This window comes from Kibdelosporangium banguiense, from assembly GCF_017876405.1.
Lineage (GTDB): Bacteria > Actinomycetota > Actinomycetes > Mycobacteriales > Pseudonocardiaceae > Kibdelosporangium > Kibdelosporangium banguiense.
In genome coordinates this window covers 7,897,681-7,913,834 of sequence record NZ_JAGINW010000001.1, presented here as the reverse complement: position 1 = coordinate 7,913,834, position 16,154 = coordinate 7,897,681, and the positions used below count along the sequence as shown (strand labels likewise).

The window sequence follows — 16,154 nt, the reverse complement described above, 5'->3', positions numbered from 1 at the left end:
CAGATTCAGCGTTTCGTCTCGTACCTGGTCAGGACCACGCCATCGGGAAACGTCCGCGTCTCCACAAGGTTCAGGTTCACCCAGCTGTCCAGCGCGGTGAAGAACGGCGTGCCGCCACCCACCAGGACCGGCGCGGTGACCAACACGTACTCGTCGATCAGCCCGGCCCGCATGGCCGCCGCGGCCAGCGTCGCGCCGCCGATGTCCATCGGGCCGCCGTCCTCGGCCTTGAGCCGGGTGATCTCAGCGACCGCGTCACCGCTGACCAGACGGGTATTCCAGTCGACCTTGTCAACCGTCGAGGAGAACACCACCTTCTGCATGTCCCGCCAGAGACGCGCGAACTCGACATCCGCCGGAGTGGCGTCCGGCTGCTGGTCGCCGGTCGGCCAGTGGGAGCTCATCGTCTCCCACAACTTGCGCCCGTACAGCGACAGCTCGGTCACCCGCAACTGGTCGGTCCAAAACCGAAACAGCTCCTCAGTCGGCACACCCCAGCTGATGTCATCACCCGGCGCGGCGATGTAGCCATCGAGACTCAGGTTCATGCCGTAGATCAGTTTCCGCATCACGCCAGCCTTCCGTAAGTCGCTCTCGGACATATAGACCAACGCGGCACAGAAAACTCATCGCTGCCCGATCCAGACTCACGCGGCCTTCCATCATTCGAGTGAAGTTCAACTGCTCGTTCTGAGCAGGTTGTAGCGCAGCGTGGGGCGTGGACGACGCGACAGGACACGGACCTTCCAAGTCGCGGGGTCACTGTCAGCCAGGAGTGCACGTGTACCAAACGCCACCCGGAAGCCAGGAAGTTTCGACAGACGTGGTCGACAGATGGCTCGTGCGCGCATGCGAGTCACTGTTGAGCACGTGGGACAGCGAAACCGGCAACTTCTGGCGAGACAGCTGGCGCACCAAGGGCGACTCGTCCGCTCAGGAGACACAGGAGCCCGCCGCACTCGGCCGCGGCAAGGGAGCGACGTCGAACAACAGGTCGTTCCAAGCACTGGTGGCCGCCGCGTACTTTTTCAGCGAAAACGAGACAATCGCACCGTCCAGGCAATTCTGCACGAACATCCAGACCGCCGTGCATCGCATGATCAAAGAATACTTCAGCCTACCGCTCCCATCGCTTCGTGGCCACGGAGAAAACCGCGAGAATCCCTTCACGGACGCCCAGCTGCTATTGTCGCTGTCCCTTGCGCTGAGCCCGGTAACAGAGCTCGCATGTAACTTCAAACTCTCAAGGAAACGCCGCGCGGCGCTCCTCGACTACCTTCTCCAACTCACCACTGTAGTGACGAAGCAGCTGTCAGATGATGGAGTGAAGGTTCACGAGGCGGCGCGAACCCATCACTTCCTGACACTGCACAGTGTGCGTGCCCTGGACGCCGCTGCCCGCACGATCGCCTATCTCGACGGCGCGAGTGCGGACGGAGCGGACGGGACGTTCAAGCAGGCTGAACTGCTCAACCGGGTCCGTGACGAGATAGTTCAACAGCTTGGCCTGCACCTGCTGCCCGCTCCGGGTTTCGACTCGAGCTCGCTGGTCAGCTGTTGCGCTTTGCTCGCGAGATTCACCGGGGACGCCGATTCCCCTCTCATCGAGCAAGGCGTCGCCGCTCTGGTGAAGGACCAGTCTGAGCGCGGCACGTGGACGAGTGCCGGGGTACTCAGCTTCGGCGGGCGGCGCCTGGTCTACATCCCCAGCGTCGAGCTCAGTTTGGCTCTCTCCACCCTCGCACTGCTCGATCTGCAGGAGTCCGACATGGGCATCTATACCGCCGCGCTGCCCGCTATGGACGCGTCGTTCCGCCTGGTGCAGAGTTCTTATGCCAAGCACGAGGACGCGAGTGGATGGCGGAACGACCGGACCAGAGCAGGGTACGAAATCGAGTCCTGGACCACGGCGGTGGTCCTTCAGTTTCTGTTCGCCTACCGCGACGCGCTCAGGCTCGCACGTCAGGAACAGATCCTGCGGAAATACCGGGCAAGCAGAGGAGCTCCGGCATTCCGGAGCTTCTGGGCCGACCTCACCTGGCTGATCCCTCTCCAAGGCCGTTACCAGGTGCTCGAGTCGCAAGAGCTGCCGTCGGATCGTCTCGCGAAGTTCACGTCCATCGTCGACCCGACCGAGAAGAACAGCATCGTCGAAGGTATCAAGTCCGAAATCCTCGAGCCCACCATCCGCAACGTCAACGAGCGCCCAGTGGAGACCGCGTCGTTTCTGCTTTACGGTCCACCCGGGACCCGCAAGACCTCACTGGTCGTGGCAACAGCCAAAGCGCTTGGCTGGCCCCTTCTCACGTTGTCTCCGCCGGTCTTCCTCCGCAAGGGCATCGAAGGGTTCGAAGCAGCCGCAGACGAGATCTTCGAGGACCTCATGCACCTACGGCGAACAGTCGTACTCTTCGACGAGTGCGAGGAGTTCTTCAAATGGCGCCCGAACGCGACCTCGATCGAAAACAGAACGGTCGGCGCCTTCATCACCTCCGGCATGCTGCCACGGCTGCAACGACTTCGCGACAACAGATGGATCGTCTTTGTCATCAACAGCAACGCGGAAAAGTTCGAACTCGATGATGCTGTGACTCGTCGCGGCCGTCTCGACAAGGCTGCGCGCGTGGGCTACCCGGTCCTCGAGGCTCAACTGCGTTATCTGCGTGCGTGGCGCAGACCGTTGAAGCCCAAGCACATCCGCTGGTTCGAGCAACACCTGACCAGTGTGGAAGACGAGATGAGGCCACTACGCGAAGCGCTCGAAGAACAGATCATCGAACTACAGCGCGAGCACCCAGGCCGCGACGAGAAGTACCGGGCCGCGATGGCCGAGATAGATCAGCGAGGCGCCCGGAAGCTGACCAAGATCGTCACCTTCAGCTCACTCGACAGCCTTGCGGAAAGATGCCGCGGCGAAGGCCTTCAGACGAAGATAACCAGCTCGAAGATGCTCAAGGAAAATCTTCTCCAGGAATTCGAACGCTCCGGCCCCGACTCCTTCAACCCTCCCCATCGCTCCCCGCTCTGACCGGGAGTGGCCAGTGCACCGATGATGCCGACCTGCGGTCAGGCCGGCGGCAGGACACCGCAGCGCGACGCCCACTCCGTCCAGGCCTGGGCCAGCTCGTCGACGACCGACGGGTTCGCGGCGGCTACGTTGGATAGTTCGGTTGGGTCGGTCGCGATGTCGTACAGTTCCCACTCGCCTGGGTGCTCGCGCACGAGCTTCCAGTTGCCGCGACGGACTGCTGCGTTGCCGATGTGTTCGTAGAATTGGCAACGGGTGTCGTCGCTGGGGGCGCCGCGCAGGGATTCCAGCATGCTGACGCCTTCGGGCGGTGGCACGTGGTCCGGGTACGGCGCGCCCGTGATCTCCAGCAGGGTGGGCAGGACATCCGGTAGGTAGTGCGCGGCGTCTGTGATTGTGCCGGCGCGGTCGCCTAGTCCTTGTGGCCAGTGCACGATGAACGGCGAGGCGATCCCGCCTTCGTGTACCCAGCGCTTGTGCATCCGGAATGGCGCGTTGGATACGTGCGACCATTCGCGGCCGCAGAACGTGAATGTGTCCTCGCCGCCCGGTGGGTGGTCTGGGTACCGGCCCACGTAGACCGGGCCGCCGTCTCTTGTGGCGGCCGGGATGATCTTCGGGCCGCGGCCTGGGTCGCTGCCGAGCCTGGGCGGGATTTCTTCGGCTGATCCGCCGTTGTCGGACAGGAAGACGAATACTGTGTCGTCGAGCCGGCCGCTGGCGCGTAGTTCGTCGACGATGCGGCCGATACCGCGGTCCATGACCTCGACCATGGCGGCGTAGACGGCCATCCGCCGCTGCTCCCACTCCTTGTCCTCGGCGTCCGCCCAGGCGGGCACGAGCGGGTCGCGTGGTGCGGCGTTGCCGTCGAAGATGCCCAATTCTCGCATCCGCGCGATCCGGCGCTCACGCACCACGTCCCAGCCGTCACGATACTCCCCGGCATACCGGGCGATATCCGTTTCCCTTGCCTGCAAAGGGAAGTGCGGCGCGGTGTAGGCGACGTAACAGAGGAACGGCTTGTCCCCGGAATCCTCTTGGAGGACGTCGACGGCCGCGTCCGTGATGGCGTCGGTGTAGTAGAAGTCCGGGTCGGGTGGTACTTCCTGCTCTCCCCTGCGCAGACCGGCTGGGGAGTAGTAGTTCCCGCCGCCGGAGAACGTGCCGTAGAAGTGCAGGAATCCGCGTCGCGTCGGCCACGCCGCCGGGTCACTGCCGAGGTGCCACTTGCCCGACATGTACGTGGTGTAGCCGGCCGCGCCGAGGATCTCGGCGGCGGTGGCGCACCGGTCGTTGAGGGTGCCCGGGTATCCACCGGGGATGTCGTCGGCGGTCAGCACGCCGATGCCGGTCTGGTGCGGGTGCAGCCCGGTCATCAGCGACGCTCGTGACGGGCTGCACCGCGCGGTGGTGGTGAACCGGGTCAGCCGGACTCCGTTGCGGGCCAACGCGTCCAGGTTCGGAGTGTTGATTTCGCTGCCGTAGCAACCAAGATCCGAGTAGCCGAGGTCGTCGGCGAGGACGAGCACGACGTTCGGCCTGCTCATCCACTGCCCCCGAGCCTGCGCACCAGCTCCTCGTGCCGGCCGGGCGGCCACGCGACGTCCGGGGCGTGCCAAGAGATCGGTGTCGTCGGGGTGACGGCGCTCAGGCGCTGTTCGAGATCCTCGGCCAGGTGCGCGCGGCCGGTGTCCCGCAGGTGCTGCGCGTACCGCTTGGGGTCGGTGTAGTAGGTCGGTCCTGTTTGGAGAGTGGTGAGCATCGGGTCGGGCAGGGCGCCCGGCCGGCCTGCGTACCGGTGCCACCACTCAGCCAGGTGCGCCCGCATCTCGTTGGCCAGGTCGGGCTTGTCCGGCAACAGATCCCGGGTCAGGTGCGGGTCGGCGGTGACGTCGAACAGTTGTTCCCACTCGGCCCGGTATGCGCCCGGGTGGTAAGTGCGGATGTACAGGTGGTCACGCGTCCGAACAGACCGTTGGTACGTGTGCGCGCCGTGCCCCAGCACGAGATACTCGCGGGAGCCGACGCGTTCACCACGGATCGCCTGGGCGAACGACTCCCCTTGCCATCCGTCCGGGATCGGGACGCCCAGCAGCTCGCACAAGGTCGGTGCGAGATCGATGTTGTACAGCAACGAGTCGCACCGCCGGGCATCCTCCGGCAGGTCGTCGGTGACGCCGGGCCAGTACACCACCAGCGGGACCCGCTGCACGGGCTCGTTCGCATGGGCGTGCTCGGCGTAGGAACCGTTCTCCCCGAACGACTCACCGTGGTCGGCGCTGACGATGATCGCCGTCTCGTCCGCGATCCCAAGCTGCTCCAAAGTGGACAGCAATTCGCCGAAGTACTGGTCCCAGTACATGATCGTGCCGTCGAATCCGTTGATCAGGTGCTCGAAGTCCGCACGGGTACGGACCTCGTCGGGCATGTTGTGCGGCACAGGGGACCTTCGCGGCATCGCGAAGTAGTGCAGGTCCAGCGCACTGCGCGGACCGTACACTTCGGCGTGCCCGTCGATCGCGGCCTGGTCGGGCCACGCGGGCGGCGGGCCGGACGCGGCGGCCCGCTCCGCCCACTCGGGACCTGTCTGGTAGTTGGTGTGCGGTTCCCAATAAGTGAGGTGCAGGTACCAGTCGTCCTCGTGCGCGTGCCGGCGGATCCAGTCCAGCGCGACCGCGTTGATCTCGGGAGCCTCCTCGTCGTTGATCTTGCCTGTGGCCCGGATCGTTTCACGGAAGTTGCCACAGAAGTGGTACGCACGGTGCCGCTCGGCGAACATCGACACAGCCGCGGTGTGATAGCCGTGCTGCTCTAGCCGCTGGCCGAACAGTGGCCGGTGCGGGTCGGCGCCGTGACCGGCGTCGAGCCGGAAACGGGCCGCCTCGCCGAAGTGGCCGATGACACCGTTGGTGATGCCGAACTGGCCGCTGGTCAGCGCGGTCCGGGACGGCAGGCACGGTGAGTCGGAGCAGTAGTAGCGGTCGAACACCACGCCCTTGTCCGCCAGCGCGGCCAGGTTCGGCGTGGTCGGACGCTGGTAGCCGTAGGGCGAGGTGTGGTCGGCCCGCAGTGTGTCGACGTCGACGTAGATGATCCGCATCAGGCGCTGCCCACCAGTTCGCCGGCGAAGTGGCAGGCCACGTGCTGGCCGGTCGGGGTCAGCGCGAGTTGTGGCTCCTGCTGCGCACAGATCTCCCGGTCGGGGTTCGCCAGCGGGCCGATCGGGCAACGGGTGCGGAACCGGCAGCCGGACGGCGGCTGCTTCGGGCTGGGCAGGTCGCCGGTGAGCACGATCCGCTCCCGGTCGCGCTGCGTGGTGTCCGGCACAGGCGAGGACGACATGAGCGCGACCGTGTACGGGTGCCCCGGCGTCGAGTACACGGCTTCGACCGGCCCGGTCTCGACGATCTTGCCGAGGTACATCACGGCCACCCGGTCGGACAGGTGCCGTACCACCGACAGGTCGTGCGCGATGAACAGGTAGCCGAGCCCGAGATCGTCCCGCAGTCCCTCGAGGAGGTTGATGATCTGCGCCTGGATCGACACATCGAGCGCGGACACCGGCTCGTCGAGGATCAGCACCTTCGGCTGGACGGCGAGCGCGCGGGCGATCCCGATGCGCTGACGTTGCCCACCGGAGAACGCGTGCGGGTAGCGGTCGAGATGCCCGTCGGACAGGCCGACCCGCCGCATCAACTCGCCGGCCTCGGCATCCCGTTCGGCACGCGGCACCCCGCGCCTCTCCAGTGCCTCGTCGAGGGACTGGCGGATCGTGCGCCGCGGGTTGAGCGAGGCGTACGGATCCTGGAAGACGTACTGCACGCCCGAGTCGGCCTGCACGGTGCCCGACGACGGCTGGTTGATGTCGACGATCGTGCGCGCGAGGGTCGACTTGCCACAGCCGGACTCGCCGACCAGCCCCAGAGTCTCGCCGCCGGAGACCGACAGGCTGACCCCATCGACGGCGTACACCGGCTCGGGTTTTCGGAACAGGCTGCGACGCCCGCCGGCGACATCCACGCGCAGGTTCTCGACCGACAGCAACGGCTCGCCGGTGGGACCGGGCCGGGCGTGTGCCTCTTCGGTGGGCGTGAGCGGCGAAATGGCGGCTCCGCCCTGAGTGACCCAGCAGGCGGACGCGTGCCCGGGTGTCTGCACCGGCAGCAGTTTCGGAATGTCGGTACGGCAACGGTCCTCGGCCAGCCTGCACCGCGGGTGGAACGCGCACCCCGTCGGCAGAGCGGCGGGATCCGGTGGGGCACCGGGAATCGCGGGCAGGCGGCTGCGGTCCCCGGCATCCAGCCGGGGCATCGCCTTGAGCAGGTCCGCGGTGTACGGGTGCTCCTGCCGTGCGAACACGGTCTCCACCGGCCCCTGCTCGACGACCCGGCCGCCGTACATGACCACGACGTCGTCACAGGTCTCGGCGACCACGCCCATGTCGTGGGTGATCATCAGGACCGCGATGCCCAGTTCGTCGCGCAATCGGCCCAGCAGGCGCAGGATCTGGGCCTGGATGGTGACGTCCAGCGCGGTGGTCGGCTCGTCCGCGATGAGCAGCGACGGCTCGGCGGCGAGCGCGATGGCGATCACCACGCGCTGGCGCATGCCGCCGGAGAACTGGTGCGGGTAGTCGTCGAGCCGCCGCTCCGCGTCCGGAATGCCCACCTGGTACAGCAGGTCGAGCGCCCGGGCCCGCGCGATCTGCCGGCTCACGCCGTGCACGGTCAGCGCCTCGGCGATCTGGTCACCGACGGTCATCACGGGGTTGAGCGCGGACTGCGGGTCCTGGAACACCATCGAGATCTCGCTGCCGCGGATCTCCCGCATGTCCTTCTCCGACAGCTCCAGCAGGTCCCGGCCGTCGAAAATCAGCTCACCGGCGACGATCCGGCCCGGCGGGTTGACCATGCGCAGGATGGACCGCGCGGTGACCGACTTGCCGGAACCGGACTCCCCCACCACGCCGACGACCCGGCCGCGGGGCACGGTGATGCTGACGTCGTTGACCGCCCGCACGACACCGGCATCGGTGACGAACTCGGTCCGCAGCCCGTGTACTTCCAGCAACGAGCTCACCGGGTCATCCTTTGTGGACACGACGGCACTCTTTGAGGCCACGTTCATTTTCTGAGCACCGCCTTGTTGAGCGCGTTGGACAGCAACGTGAGGGCCAGTGCCAGCATCAGCAGCACCAAACCGGGCCCCAGGACATACGCCGGATGCGCCTCGACGTACCGCGCGCCGGTGTTGAGCATGGCGCCCAGCGACGGGATCGGCGGCTTGATGCCGAGCCCGACGATGCTCAGGCCGGCCTCGATGAAGATCCCGACCACCATGTACACGGCCGCGTTCACCACGATCGGGTCGAGGATGTTGGGCAGGACGTGTCGCGTGAGGACAGTGCGGCGCGGCACTCCCAGCACGCGGGCGGCCAGGACGTACTCCCGTTCCTGCTCCACGAGCAGGCCGGCCCGGGCGAGCCGGCCGAAGCTCGGCAGCCCGACGACGAGCAACGACACGAACAGGGCCAGCCAGCCGGTGCCGATCACCAGCACGATGGTCATGCCCAGCAACAGTCCGGGGAAGCCGAGGATGACGTCGAGCACGCGCTGTGTCGCGGCGCCGAGCCAGCGGGCGAGCACGCCGGCCAGCCCGAGCAGGGTGCCGATCGCCGCGCTCAACGGCACGGCCGTCAGCAACAGGGACAGGTCGGTACGCAGGCCGTAGATCGTGCGAGCCAGGATGTCGCGGCCCAGTTCGTCGGTGCCCAGCCAGTGGGCTGCCGATGGGCCGGCCAGCGCGACGTTCGACTGGTCGTCGTAGCCCGCCGGAAACAGCAGTGGCGACAGCACGGACACCAGGGCGAGCAGTGCCAGCAGAATCGCACCGGCCATACCACGCGGGCTGCGGAACGCGGTGGCATACCGGCGCAGCGCTCCCCCGGTGTTCTGGCCCGGTTTCTTCACAGAAGTGGCCATGTCACGCTCCCAACCGGACGCGGGGATCGAGGGCGGCCAAGGCGATCTCGGTGCCCAGCTGGACGAGCACGGCGATCAGCACCGCGCCGACGATGATCACTTGAACGACGTTGTAGTCCGCGTTCTGCACACTGGACACCGCGAGCTGCCCGATGCCGTTGCGCGCGAAGATCATCTCGATGACAACGGCACCCGCGAGCATGTCGCCGAACCGCATGCCAAGCGCCACCACAGCCGGTCCGAGGCTGTTGCGCAGCACGTGGCGCACCGTGATCCGCCGCCGTGGCACGCCTTTGGCCACCGCAAGGTCCACATAGTCCTGCCGCCATGCATTGTCCATTGAGGACCGTACAAGCATCGCGACACCACCGGACATCGGCACCGCGAGCGCCACGGCGGGCAGGATCAGGTACTGCAGGCCGATCACGGGATCGTCCAGCACCGGCACCTCCCCGCTGATCGGCAGCACGGGGAACGCGACGCCGAGCACGATGACCAGCAGCAAACCGGCCAGGAACGGCGGCATCGACAGCTGCAGCGTGGTGGTGGCGTCGGCCAGGAACCGCGTCAGCGGCCGCCGGGCCGACCCACCGAACACGCCGATCCCGATGCCGAAGACGGTCAGCAGCAGCGTGGCCGCGATCGTCAGCTCCACCGTGCTCCCCGCGCGGTCGGAGATCAGCTCGGCCACGGGGCGTTTCAGCTGCAGCGACGTGCCGAGATCGCCGGTGAACAGGCCGCCGATCCAGTGCAGGTACTGCCCGATGAGCGGCTGGTCCAGGCCCATCTGCGCGCGGACCGCGGCGATCTGCGCCGCGGTCGCGTCAGGCCCGGCGGCGACCGCGGCCGGGTCGCCGGGCGCGAGTCTCGGCAGCAGGAACGCGACGACCGTGGTCGCCGCCAGTACGAAGACGACCGACGGCAGCCGGCGCAACAGGTAATGGCCCATCGAATCTCACCCAGCGAGGTAGGTCGCGCGCATCGACCGGCCGTAGCGGCCGATCAGGTTGTCCCGGTCGGATGCGGCGCGGACGGTCGTTGTCGGCGTGATCGCGTAGGTGTGGAAAAACGCGTCGTCCAGCAGGGTCTCGGAAACCTCCCGCAGCGCGGCCGATGTGGCCTTGTCGTCCGCCGCGGCGACCAGGTTCGTGACCTGCTGTTGGTAGGTCGCGTCGACGAAACGCGAGGTGTTGTTGTCCGGCCGCAGTTCGGAGAGCGCGTCCACCATGAGCGCCGGTGGGAGTCCCGCCACCGCCGTCCACGTGAGGAACGCGGGCCCGAGCTTGCCCGTGGCCCTGCGGGGCTCGAAGTCCGCCGAGGACAGTTCGACCGGCGACGGCTGCAGCCCCACGTCGGTCAGGTTGCGCGCGATGATCTGGTAGATGGCGCGCGGCACCGGCAGGGCGTGCAGCGCGATCTCGAACTTGGCGCCGTTCGCGCCGGCCTGCTGGATCAGCTGCCGGGCCTTGGCCTGGTCGAAGGTGTACTTGCCGGCCAGGTCCTTCGGGTAGCCGACGGTGTTGTCGCTCCAGGGCAGGCTGGTGATCGTGCCGACGTCACCGAACACCTGGCTCTTGATCCGCTCGCGGTCGATGGCGTAGCCGATCGCCCGGCGCAGGTCGGGGTTGTTGAACGGCGCCTGGTTGACGTCGAAGCCGATCCCGTAGACCAGCCCGTGGTTCTCGTCGAGCTGGAACGCCTTGTCGTCGACGATGGTCTTGGAGTCCTGGATGGTGAGCCCGTTGGCCAACTGGGCGCGCCCGGTGCGCAACGCCGCCAGCTGCGCCGTCGAGTCCTTGATCACCGTGACAGTGATGCCGTCGAGGTACGGCAGGCCCTTCTCCCAGTAGGAGTCGTTGCGCTTGAGGGTGATCTCGGTGCCCGGCCGGTAGCCCGACCAGACGAACGGGCCGGTGCCGATCACCTTCGACCCGTCCTGCAGGCCCTTGTAGGACTCCTTGTCCACGATCGGGATGGCGTCCAGGATGTCAAGGGCTGTCGCCTGCATCGGCCGCGGCGAGGTGATCGTGACCTCGTACTGCCCGTTCGCCGTGGCCTTCCAGCCCTTCATCCCGCCGACGAGGTTGGCCAGGCCGTCCCCGGCGGCCGCGCGCTCGACGGTGAACACGACGTCCTCCGCGGTGAAATCGCGGCCGGAGTGGAACTTCACGCCTTCGCGGAGCTTGAACACGAGCGCCTTGTTGCCGTCCCGGAACTCCCATTCCCTGGCGAGCAGCCCGTGCGGCTTGGCCTTCTCGTCGATGAGGACGAGGGTCTCCAGGACGTTGCGGTTCCAGAAGATGTTGCCCGGCCGCCCGGTGAAGTAGGCGTTCGGGAACGGCTCGGCCGCGACCGTCCCGACGAGCGTGCCGCCCGGCTTGGGCGTGGCCGACGTGCCGCTTGTCTTCGCGGCCTCGTCGACCGCCGACCGGCAGCCCGCGACAGTCAGGACACCGAGCGCGGACAGGCCGAAGAACGTGCGGCGCGACAGCTCGGAACGGGGGGATGTGGGGTACATCGTTGACACCTCACTGGAGTGAACGCGGGCTACCGCTGCCCGGGTGGTGGAACTTGGTTGGTGCTTCCCCCTGGCCGGATGCCCGCGGGCATCTCGGCCGATGTCGTGCCATGGATCTCTGTGGCGGAGAACCCGACGAGGACGTCGAAGACGCCTGGCTCGACCACCCAGCCGCCCGCCCAGTGCCGGAAGGCGGACAGGGTTACCGGAATGTCCACTTCGATCGTCCCCTGTGGATCGACGTGGACGACTGTGAAGCCGGCCAGCCAGCGGGCGGGCCGGTCGACGGCCGAGTCCGGGCGGGCAAGATAGACCTGCACGACCTGTTTACCCGGCCGGTCGCCTGTGTTGCGAACCGTGACCGTGATGACGGCGCCGTCCTGTGTCACCTGTGACCGGGTCTCGGTCAGCTCCCAGGTGGTGTAACCAAGGCCATGCCCGAACGGGTAGGCCGGCTCGGTGCTCGCACGCAGCCACGCGCGGTAGCCGATGTGCACGCCCTCCTCGTACGCAAGGAGGTTGTCCACGGGACGGGTGTCGAGCACCGGCACGTCCCCCGTCCTGACCGGCCACGTCATGGGCAGCCGGCCACCTGGCTCGGACCGTCCGATGAGGACGTCAGCGAGCGCGTGCCCGACCTCCTGGCCACCGAACCACGTCACGAGCACCGCCGCCACTTCGTCCCGCCACGGCAGCAGCACCGGTGCACCGGCGTTGACGACGACCACCGTGTTCGGGTTCGCCGCGGCCACGGCACGGACGAGCTCGTCCTGCCCGGGTGGCAGGTTGAGGTCCGCCCGGTCGAAGCCCTCGCTCTCGAACTGCGAGCTTGTGCCGACCACGACGACCGCGACGTCGGCAGCTGCCGCGTCCCGGCAGGCGGCGGCGCGTTCCTCTTCGGGTGTCCCGCGGGGCGGACGGCCGGTGAGCGTCACGGCGACGCCGGAGGACGGAATCCGTTGGTGCAGACGGAGTTCCACCGGTTGACCGGCGGTCAGCTCCACGTCGAAGGTCCGCACGGGCGGGGTGAGGATGTCCGCGCCGGGCCCGTCGTGCGTCGGCACGACCTGCTCGTCCAGGAGCCGCCTGCCGCCGACCTCGAACGTGATCCAGCCCGCGCCGCGGATGCCCAGCTCCCAGTGGCCGGACACGTCCGGCACCAACCGGGTGGTCAGCTCGACCTCACGGATACCCGTAGGTACCTGGGCGCCGAGCCGTACCAGCTCACCTTCGTCCCGGGTCTCGGTCGACACTTCGTGCCCGGCTTCATCGAACCAGCGGACCCGTACGGACCGCTCGCCCTCCGCTCCGCGCAGCATGGCCGCGGGCAGTGGCGGCGGATCACCCTCGAGGTAGCTGCCGGCCGCGTAGGTCACCTCGACCTCATCGGGCAGCGCGACGCGGATACCGGCGAACGGCGAGGTGACGTGCGCCGGGCGGACCTCGGCGCTGCCGCCGCCCTGGATCCGCGGATGCCACGCCAGTTCGCCGATCACGGCCACCCGCCGGACGTCGGCGAGCGGCAGCACGGCACCTTTGTTGTGCAGCAGCACGGTTCCCTCGGCCGCTGCATTCCGCAGCCGCGAACGCACATCGTCTACGCGCGGCATGGGCCGGGTCACGGCCACCGAATCCAAGGCGCCCACCCTGGCCGCGAGCCGCAGCAGATTCCTGACTTTGACGTCCACTGCGGACTCAGCGATCTCACCGGCCTCGACGGCCCGCCGCAGGGCGTCGCCCCACGGCCCGTCGGGGCCCGGCATGATCAGGTCCAGGCCAGCGGCCGCGGCCGCGACCGAACGGGCCGCCCGCCAGTCGGAGACGACTACGCCGTCAAAGCCCCACTCGGCTCGTGCCGGGTCGTCGAGCAACGGATGCTCGGTCATCGTCGTGCCGTTCACCGCGTTGTAGGCGGCCATGAACAGCCAAGGCGCCGCGGTCCGGGTGATCTCCTCGAACGGGGCGAGGTACACCTCGCGCAGCGTGCGCTCGTCAAGGCGCACATCGACGGAGAACCGCTCGGTCTCCGAATCGTTGGCGACGTAGTGCTTCATCGTGGCCGCCACGCCGTGCTCCTGTAACGCACCGACGAGCGCGGCGCCGAGCGCCCCGGTGAGCAGCGGATCCTCGGACAGGCATTCGAAGTGCCGGCCCGCGAGCGGGCTGCGCTGCAGGTTCACGTTCGGCGAGAGCACCACGTCCACGCCCTTGCGCACCGCTTCGTCGGCGAGTACCTCGCCCATGCCCGCGACCAGACCGACGTCCCAGCTCGCGGCAAGCGCGGTGGGGCAAGGCAGGCAGGCGGACGGCGACCCGTCGGCCCATTCCGGGCCGCGTACCCCGGCCGGTCCGTCCGACAAGGTCATCGCGCGCAGCCCGACCGCGGGTTCGTCGTGCACCCCCCAGTGCGAGGCACCGGTCAGCAGCCGGATCTTCTGCTCCAGGTCGAGCTTGCCCACCAGCGTGCCGAGGTGGTCCTCAAGCGTCTCACTCACTCGCTGCCCCTTCGGTGACACGGAACTGCTCCAGATAGAGGGCGAGCACCGCGGACATGTCGAACGACGGGTCGAGCAGCCACTGGACCTGCAGGCCGTCCATGAGCGCGATGACCCCGGCGGCGAACGTCCACGGGTCCATCTCCGCCGGGAGCCGTCCTTGTTGCTGGTCGCGGCGGGCACGTTCGGCCACGGCCTTGCGGACCCGGGTGTACCGGCTCAGGAAGAACTCACGCGCCGGGTGACCGGGCTCCAGGCTCTCCGCGGACTCCACCGCGTACAGCCGGATCGACTCGGGGTACTCCATGTTGTGACGGCACAACGAAAGCAGCGCGTCCACAGCGGACAAGTCGCGGAATGCGTCCTCGATGTGCCCGCTGCTCTCCTTGTCGCGCCGTTCCAGCGCGGCGATCAGCAGCTCTTCCTTGGTGTGGAAGTGGTGGATGAGACCGGGCTGCGAGATGCCCACCCGCGCGGCGATGTCGGCCAGCGACACACCGCGGAAGCCGGCGTTGCCGAACATCTCCGTGGCCACCGCCAGGATCTGCTCCCGCCGCACTCCCGGTGGCTTGCGGTTGCGCACCGATGGTGCTGCCGCCTCGGACACGGTCGCCTCCTTGCCAGTCGGTGTGATCGCGATTACCTTACCGAGTACTCGGTAAGGTGCAAGAGGGTTGGGAGAAATTCTGTGACGAACTTCCTGGTAGTGGTCGCGGACCAGCTCAGGGCGGACGCGCTCGGCGCCTTCGGCAACCCCGCAGCGAAGACCCCGAACCTCGACCGACTGGCGGCTGGTGGCGCTGCGTTCACCAATGCCTACGCACAGCACCCGGTGTGCGCGCCCAGCCGTGCGTCATTCCTGTCCGGCTGGTACCCGCATACTGCCGGGCACCGCTCGTTCGGGACGCCGCTGCGTGCCGACGAGCCGAACTTCCTGCGCACGTTCCGGGAGAACGGCTACCACGTGACGTGGGTCGGCGACCGCGGCGACACCTTCGGCCCCGGCGCGACCGAACTGGCCGTCGACGAGCACGGATTCACGACCAAACCATCGAGCGGCCGATGGGGTGACGGCCTGGCGCCCGCGTCACCGCCTTTCCCGCACGAGAACTGGGGCCGCCTGTTCTACCGGGGGCGTGTGCACGACGAGCAGGACGTCGATTTCGACGAGGCCGCCGTCCGCACCGCCGAACAGTGGCTCGCCGTACAGAGGGACGAACCGTGGGTGCTGTTCGCCCCGCTTGTCGCGCCGCACTGTCCGTTCCAGGCACCCGAGCCGTGGTTCTCCTTGCACGACCGCAATTCCGTTCGCACACCCGTGTCCGGCAGCGGCCCTGAACCCGCTTATCTGCAAGGAATTCGCGACTACTACGGCACCTCGGAGGCAACGCCGGACATGTGGCGCGAGATAGCCGCCACCTATCAGGGCATGGTGTCGCGACTGGACCACCACGTCGGGCGACTGGTCGACGCAGCCGGACCGGACACAGTCGTCGTGTTCTTCTCCGACCACGGCGAGTACCTGGGCGACTTCGGCGTCGTGGAGAAGTGGCCGTCAGCGCTGCACAGCTGCATCACCCGAGATCCGCTGATCATCAGCGGTCCAGGTGTGCCCGCGGCCGGCGCAGTCGACGCAATGGCGGAGTTGATCGACGTGTTCCCCACCCTGTTCGACCTGGCCGGGATTTCCGCGGGCTACGCGCACTTCGGACGCAGCCTGCTGCCGGTGCTCCGTGACCCTTCAGCCGGCCACCGGGAGTACGCGTTCAGCGAGGGCGGGTTCCTCATCGAGGAGGAGCCGAAGTTCGAACAGGCCCCCTACCCGTACGACCGCAAAAGCGCGCTGCAGCACGACCAGCCGTCAACCGTCGGCAAGGCAGTCGCGGTACGGGATCACCGCTGGACATACGTATGGCGGCTCTACGAACCCGCCGAGATCTACGACCGCACAGCCGACCCCGACGAGGCGCACAACCTCATCGGCCGCCCCGAGGTCGCCGAGGTCGAAACCCGCATGTCGCAGGTCCTGCTCCGCTGGCTGGTCGAAACAGCAGACACACTGCCCGAGCGGGTGGACCCACGACTGCCACGGGTCGACCTGCCCACCCCAGCCTGACCGGCCCCAGCCGTCG

Annotated in this window: 11 protein-coding genes; 2 read left to right on the top strand and 9 right to left on the bottom strand. The window is 67.8% G+C overall.

All coding sequences use genetic code 11. From position 1 onward, the window contains the following. Window positions 1–5 precede the first annotated feature (5 nt). Window positions 6–569 (bottom strand): dihydrofolate reductase family protein, encoded by a 564-nt coding sequence (locus tag JOF56_RS36345; protein ID WP_209643958.1) that lies wholly within the window; start codon window positions 567–569, stop codon window positions 6–8. Between the two features lie 440 nt (window positions 570–1,009). On the opposite strand from JOF56_RS36345, the gene JOF56_RS60320 reads away from it, so the two are divergent. Beyond that, window positions 1,010–3,028, top strand: coding sequence for an ATP-binding protein (locus tag JOF56_RS60320; RefSeq protein WP_209643957.1), 2,019 nt, complete (start codon window positions 1,010–1,012; stop codon window positions 3,026–3,028). Between the two features lie 38 nt (window positions 3,029–3,066). Here JOF56_RS60320 and JOF56_RS36335 read toward each other — a convergent pair whose 3' ends face one another. Genes JOF56_RS36335 through JOF56_RS36300 form a run of 8 tightly spaced genes read right to left on the bottom strand, consistent with a single transcriptional unit; the run spans window position 3,067 to window position 14,629 of the window. Then, window positions 3,067–4,575 (bottom strand): arylsulfatase, encoded by a 1,509-nt coding sequence (locus JOF56_RS36335; protein WP_209643956.1) that lies wholly within the window; start codon window positions 4,573–4,575, stop codon window positions 3,067–3,069. Continuing rightward, a complete protein-coding gene (locus JOF56_RS36330) occupies window positions 4,572–6,128 on the bottom strand; it encodes a sulfatase family protein (RefSeq protein ID WP_209643955.1) in 1,557 nt (518 codons plus the stop codon). Before JOF56_RS36330 ends, JOF56_RS36335 begins: the two co-directional genes overlap by 4 nt. Continuing rightward, on the bottom strand, window positions 6,128–8,128 hold the full coding sequence (locus JOF56_RS36325) for a dipeptide ABC transporter ATP-binding protein (protein ID WP_307855412.1): 2,001 nt from the start codon (window positions 8,126–8,128) through the stop codon (window positions 6,128–6,130). The genes JOF56_RS36330 and JOF56_RS36325 overlap by 1 nt, the downstream gene beginning before the upstream one ends. A 23-nt stretch (window positions 8,129–8,151) precedes the next feature. Next, window positions 8,152–9,009 carry an ABC transporter permease gene (locus JOF56_RS36320; RefSeq protein WP_209643953.1) on the bottom strand — a complete coding sequence of 286 codons (858 nt, stop codon included), beginning with the start codon at window positions 9,007–9,009 and terminating at the stop codon, window positions 8,152–8,154. A 1-nt stretch (window position 9,010) separates the two neighbouring features. Continuing rightward, window positions 9,011–9,958 carry an ABC transporter permease gene (locus JOF56_RS36315; RefSeq protein WP_209643952.1) on the bottom strand — a complete coding sequence of 316 codons (948 nt, stop codon included), beginning with the start codon at window positions 9,956–9,958 and terminating at the stop codon, window positions 9,011–9,013. A gap of 6 nt (window positions 9,959–9,964) precedes the next feature. Further along, the gene (locus JOF56_RS36310) at window positions 9,965–11,527 is read right to left on the bottom strand and encodes an ABC transporter substrate-binding protein (RefSeq protein ID WP_209643951.1); all 1,563 of its coding nucleotides are present in this window, start codon (window positions 11,525–11,527) and stop codon (window positions 9,965–9,967) included. A gap of 29 nt (window positions 11,528–11,556) precedes the next feature. After that, a complete protein-coding gene (locus tag JOF56_RS36305) occupies window positions 11,557–14,022 on the bottom strand; it encodes a beta-glucosidase family protein (protein ID WP_209643950.1) in 2,466 nt (821 codons plus the stop codon). Beyond that, window positions 14,015–14,629: a TetR/AcrR family transcriptional regulator gene (locus tag JOF56_RS36300; RefSeq protein WP_209643949.1), complete on the bottom strand. Its 615-nt coding sequence runs from the start codon at window positions 14,627–14,629 to the stop codon at window positions 14,015–14,017. Before JOF56_RS36300 ends, JOF56_RS36305 begins: the two co-directional genes overlap by 8 nt. An 81-nt stretch (window positions 14,630–14,710) precedes the next feature. Here JOF56_RS36300 and JOF56_RS36295 point away from each other — a divergent pair, with 81 nt between their 5' ends. Continuing rightward, the gene (locus JOF56_RS36295) at window positions 14,711–16,138 is read left to right on the top strand and encodes a sulfatase family protein (RefSeq protein WP_209643948.1); all 1,428 of its coding nucleotides are present in this window, start codon (window positions 14,711–14,713) and stop codon (window positions 16,136–16,138) included. The last annotated feature ends 16 nt before the right edge of the window (window positions 16,139–16,154 follow it).

Coding starts and splice junctions, on each gene's coding strand:
- JOF56_RS36345 (WP_209643958.1), bottom strand. CDS start 569: ATGCGGAAACTGATCTACGGCATGAACCTGAGTCTCGATGGCTACATC.
- JOF56_RS36335 (WP_209643956.1), bottom strand. CDS start 4,575: ATGAGCAGGCCGAACGTCGTGCTCGTCCTCGCCGACGACCTCGGCTAC.
- JOF56_RS36330 (WP_209643955.1), bottom strand. CDS start 6,128: ATGCGGATCATCTACGTCGACGTCGACACACTGCGGGCCGACCACACC.
- JOF56_RS36320 (WP_209643953.1), bottom strand. CDS start 9,009: ATGGCCACTTCTGTGAAGAAACCGGGCCAGAACACCGGGGGAGCGCTG.
- JOF56_RS36315 (WP_209643952.1), bottom strand. CDS start 9,958: ATGGGCCATTACCTGTTGCGCCGGCTGCCGTCGGTCGTCTTCGTACTG.
- JOF56_RS36310 (WP_209643951.1), bottom strand. CDS start 11,527: ATGTACCCCACATCCCCCCGTTCCGAGCTGTCGCGCCGCACGTTCTTC.